This is a genomic window from Spirochaetaceae bacterium, assembly GCA_009784515.1.
GTDB lineage: Bacteria > Spirochaetota > Spirochaetia > WRBN01 > WRBN01 > WRBN01.
In genome coordinates this window covers 1-3,648 of record WRBN01000120.1, presented here as the reverse complement: position 1 = coordinate 3,648, position 3,648 = coordinate 1, and the positions used below count along the sequence as shown (strand labels likewise).

Here is a 3,648-nt window from a genome sequence, read left to right as displayed (position 1 = left end):
CTTTTAAATAACCAGTTAAACAAGAAAAACTCCGTTTTTTTAGTTGAAAACTGAAAATTGAAAGGTGAAAATTAAGGATAAGGTTTTATTAATTTTCAGTTTTCATCTTTCAGCTAATTAATGGTAAAACCTTAGGTTTTACCATTAATTAGCTAGGTTTTGGTAAATATTACTCGAGTGCTTGTTAATATAATCAAAATATTTACCGGCACCCAGCACAGCGCACAACAGCGGGTTTTCGGCCAAAATAGCCGGCACACCGGTTTCTTTAGCCACCAGCTTACTTAACCCTTTAAGCATGCTGCCGCCGCCGGTCATTACTACACCGTGCTCTAAAATATCGGCGGCCAGTTCGGGCGGGGTTTCGCCTAAGGTACTTTTAATTACTTCAATAATCGCAATAATAGGCTCTTGCAAGCATTCGCGCACCTCGACGCTATCTACCTCCAGCCGTTTGGGCAGGCCGGTAATGGCATCGGTGCCTTTAATTTCCAGCTTTTCAATTTTTTTATCGGGGCTGGCGTTCCCAATTTTTATTTTAACATCTTCGGCCGTTTGGTCGCCAATAATCATATTATGCACGTTACGAATGTATTTAATGATAGCTTCATCAAATTCATCACCGCCAATCCTAATGGCGTTGGTAATAACCATACCGCCCAAACTAATTACCGAAATTTCGGTAGTGCCGCCGCCAATATCGCAAATCATGTGGCCCGTCGGCTCGAAGATGGGGATATTGGCCCCAATGGCGCTGGCCAAACTTTCTTCCACAATTTTAACATCACGTGCGCCGCTGCGGTAAGCGCTTTCAAAAACGGCGCGTTTTTCTACCTCTGTAATGCAGCTGGGCACGCCGATAACCATACGCGGTTTGTTAAAACCAAAACTGCGCGGGATAATTTTTTTAATAAAATAGGCAATCATTTTTTCGGTAGTTTCTAGGTCGTTAATCACACCATCGCGCAGCGGCCTGATAGCGATAATATCGCCGTGCGTACGGCTTAACATACGTTTAGCTGCTGTGCCTACCGCCATAATTTTTTTGGTGCCGCGCTCTACCGCTACCACCGATGGTTCGTCTATAACAATGCCTTTACCTTTAACATGTACCAATGTATTACAAGTGCCTAAATCCATACCTATATCGGTAGTAAGATTAAAAAGAGCCATATATAAAATTTTCCTCCGAATGCTTGGTGCTATTGTATAATATTAGGGCTTAATAGTCAAATTGGTTTTATTAAATAATGGTTAAATATCTTCGTGCATTTCAGTGCTTTTGTGTTTAAATCGATACAATTTTTTTAGCTCCAAAATTTCTGATGATGAAATTTTATGAGTATTAAATCCTGTAACAATTAGCCTAAAGTGTATTTTGTAGTTTTTTAACTCTGGCTTTAAAAGCTCGTAGGTTGTTTTAAGCTGGCTAATACCCTTGTTAAATTTAGTACCTTTAAGCTCTATTAGGTAAGCATTGTATTGATTACAATTAATGAGTAAAAAATCACACCTCTCGGTAATATTATCTTTAAAGATATGGCCATCTATTTTATGCTTAACAATTTTATCCCCAAATTTATTGATAGCTACATATTTACATTTATTTTCTTTACAGACAATTTCTTGTCCTTTTTTTATTGAGGTAAATTCCGGATCATGACCTTTTATTTGCATTAATTATCTCCAGCTTCAAGCATTTTATCAAAGTCATTATTAATATCATCAGAGGCTTTATCGATAACTTCATTTTTTATAACACCTTTTTCCTCATCAAAACAAGAGCTAACCGTATGTTTACTATCAATAAACCATGCGCCAAAATTTTCTTTGTTTAGCCAGTAATCTTTATTAATAATTTTGTTAATAGCTTCTTCGTTATTTATTTCTTTCGCACGAACGGGCGCATAAAGCAAATTGTTTAAAGTACCTAAAATATAAGGGCTATGGGTGGTAATAAGTACCTGATGGCCGGCGTTGTGTACTAAAGCGATAAACTCTGTGATAAGTTTTTGAGTGCTAGGGAAGAGGCTGTTTTCGGGCTCTTCGATGATGAAAAAGCATTTATAGTTTTTAGTTAAATAGAAGATTAAAATATTTAATATCCATAAAACTTCCTGTTGGCCTGATGAGATATTATTTAAAGGAATTTTTTTATTATTTACTAGTAAATACCCAGCTACATCATCATCATAAAAATATTCTCCTTTTAAAATATTATGAGCAGAAGTATTTATCTGCTCATAATTTTTAAGTTTAGAAGAAGAATTTTTCAAGCCTTCTAACCCTTCTTTAAAATCAGTTTTTATACTAGACATTATTTTAATATAATCTAATAATAAAAAATCAATCATAGAGTTTGGATTATCAATGGTTAAATTATATAAAAAATTTTCAATTTCGATATTTAGAGATGAGAGTAAACTTCGCCCTGTTGGAATATAAAGTGTTACGTAATCATTATCAAAAATAGTTTTGTTATGATGTTCCCATGTAAGAGTATCTGGATTATTTTTGAGTTTTTTTAATAATTGGTTTATGTTTTCACTAAAATTAAATTTAATCTCTTCAGCAAGGTCATCATACTTAATTTCAACATAAATATTTTTTTTATATTCATAATAAACATACATATTTTTGTCTAAATGATAATGTGTGCCAAATGTTTTAAAAAATCTGCTATTAAGATCTTCTATTAAATTTTTATAACTAGTAGCTGGTAATATCTCTCTCTTTATAATACTCTCAAAAAACCAAATCACCTTTGCTATCGTACTCTTCCCGCTGGCCTGCTCGCCGGTAAACACCATAAAATCTTTTACATCTATCTCAACTCTTTCTGTTATAGGCCCAAAATTTTCTATAATAACTTTCATAACAACTCCGTTGTAATTAAGAATTAGCAAATAAAAATTAATAATTAAGAGTAAACAGTTTTTAATTATTAATTTTTACCTTTTAATTTATAAAAGGTGTCCCAGTACCGTTTGCTTACTGTGGTCAAACCTTATGGCCTCGCGCCATAGCTGCCGTGCCCGTGTTTGGTTGCCTAAAGCCCAAAAAACATCACCCAAATAATGAAAGGCATCGGCGTTGGTGGGGTGGCGGGCTAAAAAGGCCTCAAATATCTGCTGGGCTTCGGGATAGCGGCTGCTGTTTAAATATAACACGCCAAGCCTAAAACGGGCACGGTCAATCAGGTGGTCATTGTTGGCTTCGTTAATAACGCGTAAAAAGTTTTGCTCGCTTAGGTTGTGCTGGCCGGTGCCGGCATAAGCTTCGGCTAGGTTAAAATAAAATAAAAAAGTGCGTTCGGCGGTGTTAATTTGCGAAAAATAAAATAAAGCCTCTTCGTTTTGGCCGAGTATGCTATGGGCTAGCGCAAAATATTCGTTCATCGTTTCGCGCTCAAAGCCGGCGGCAATGGCTTGCTGTAAATAATTTATCACCAAATTAGCAAAGCTGGGGCCGCTGCTATAGTAAGCTAGGGCTAAAATATAGCTGGCTTCGCCTTTAAAGCGGCCGCTGCTTAAACTTAAATAGCGGCGCAGCTGAAAGATGGCGTTACTTAGGTAACGCTGGCGCAGCTCGATTTCGCTAGAGAAAATGGCTAAATAATAGTTAGCAAAGCCCGAAAAGGCGAGGGCG

Annotated in this window: 4 protein-coding genes; all 4 read right to left on the bottom strand. The window is 36.3% G+C overall.

What is annotated here, in order from left to right:
• Nucleotides 1-144: 144 nt before the first annotated feature.
• Nucleotides 145-1,173 (bottom strand): rod shape-determining protein, encoded by a 1,029-nt coding sequence (locus tag FWE37_09380; GenBank protein ID MCL2521190.1) that lies wholly within the window; start codon nucleotides 1,171-1,173, stop codon nucleotides 145-147.
• 81 nt (nucleotides 1,174-1,254) lie between these two features.
• Nucleotides 1,255-1,677 carry a hypothetical protein gene (locus tag FWE37_09375; GenBank protein MCL2521189.1) on the bottom strand — a complete coding sequence of 141 codons (423 nt, stop codon included), beginning with the start codon at nucleotides 1,675-1,677 and terminating at the stop codon, nucleotides 1,255-1,257.
• The gene (locus tag FWE37_09370; GenBank protein ID MCL2521188.1) at nucleotides 1,677-2,876 is read right to left on the bottom strand and encodes an ATP-binding protein; all 1,200 of its coding nucleotides are present in this window, start codon (nucleotides 2,874-2,876) and stop codon (nucleotides 1,677-1,679) included. The genes FWE37_09375 and FWE37_09370 overlap by 1 nt, the downstream gene beginning before the upstream one ends.
• 87 nt (nucleotides 2,877-2,963) lie before the next feature.
• Nucleotides 2,964-3,648 (bottom strand): tetratricopeptide repeat protein (locus FWE37_09365; protein ID MCL2521187.1); only part of this gene is annotated, 685 nt, incomplete at its 5' end.